The sequence below is a fragment of the Mesorhizobium sp. WSM4845 genome (genome assembly GCF_055811455.1).
In genome coordinates this window covers 1-1,323 of sequence record NZ_JBVVQA010000079.1, presented here as the reverse complement: position 1 = coordinate 1,323, position 1,323 = coordinate 1, and the positions used below count along the sequence as shown (strand labels likewise).

Below are 1,323 nucleotides of genomic sequence, written 5' to 3'. Positions count from 1 at the left end.
GCTCATGGCATCACACGGTCCAATTCCGTCCCGTCGGCGAGCCAGGTGAGCCGGCCGCCGCGCATTCCGTGCTCCACCCGTATTTCCAGCATCACCTGCTCCTCGGGCGGCCGAACCCAGGTATTCCCGCGCGAAAACGTCAACCTGGATATGTAGCCATCGGGCAGGCTCATAGTCTCGAACGTGCGCGAGACGAGGTCGAAAATCACTTCCGTGCTGTAGCCATCGAGCGCATCTAGCGTGAACCATGTCCCGTCCACCCCGTCATGGCGTCCACCTCCAATGGACGACACGGAGATTTCGTGCGCGTTGATGCTGAATTCCCGCCACAGCGTCGGGTCGCCCCCGTCGACGGCATGAGCCCTGCCGCCTTGCGGATCGAGCACGATCTCGCGGAAGGGATGGCTGACCGGAAAGGTGGAAACGAGCCGGTCGATCACGTCGCGTAGGTTGGCGGGCGTCCACCAATCCACCGACGGGCGTCGGCCGGGGGGAAGGACAACCCGAAGAATCTCGCCGGCAGGGCTTGCTACGACCTGCCATGCCTCGCCCTCGGTCCGGGTGATCCAGTTTCCCTGCTTCGCAGGATCGCCGACGGTGAGCGTCCAGACAAGCTGTGGCGTGCCGATGCTGGTGATCGGACGGTTCGCGACTATCTTCAGCACCCGCATGCCGGGCTCGTTCACCTTCTCCAGTGCCGCCGCCTTGAGCGCGGGCAGCATGGCGAAGTCGATATCGGTGAAGGCGAACACATCCTCGGTCGGCGGCCGCATCGTGGCAGGCATCTCCATGACCGGCGCGTTCACGCTGAGGCCGTTCAGCGTCCAGCGCATGCCCGTCGTCTGGCTGCGGCTCTGCGGGTCCATGTAGCTCACGTCGATGTCTCGCGGCTCGATCTCGACCCGAAGGATGCTGCGGTGGGTGCCGAAGAAGGCGAGATCCTGCGCCGCCATCGGCAGATGCCAGTCATCCCGCGCCATGTCGAGGCCGCGGGCGCGAAAGGTGCCCGAGACATCGGCCGTGTGGATGCTGCCGTCCATGTTGAGGTAAACGTAGGAGCTTTCGCGCCCAGTGTTCCAGTGGACCATGATCCGCGCCTCGCCCACGCGGGTGCCGCCCACGAGCAGGAGTTGCCGCTCGATCCGAATGGACTGCGGAAGTGCTGGCTCTTCAAGCATGGCGCGGGGCGAGATCCGGTCGATCAGTGCGGGCAGGTCGTCGAGCGGCAGGCCTTCGAGTGGAAAAAGGACGGTTGTCGGGTCGAGCGTCGCGACGAGCGGCTGGGCGATCTCCGGGCCGCGGATCTGCGTCGTCATGCCCATG

General features: G+C 65.2%; 1 protein-coding gene. It reads right to left on the bottom strand.

Annotated elements, in window-relative coordinates; genetic code table 11:
• Positions 1–2 precede the first annotated feature (2 nt).
• Complete coding sequence (locus AC0L2C_RS34070) at positions 3–1,316, bottom strand: hypothetical protein (RefSeq protein ID WP_473525517.1); 1,314 nt, start codon at positions 1,314–1,316, stop codon at positions 3–5.
• Positions 1,317–1,323 lie beyond the last annotated feature (7 nt).

Excerpts from the sequence above, each read along its gene's own strand:
- AC0L2C_RS34070 (WP_473525517.1), bottom strand. The coding sequence starts at position 1,316 with ATGACGACGCAGATCCGCGGCCCGGAGATCGCCCAGCCGCTCGTCGCG.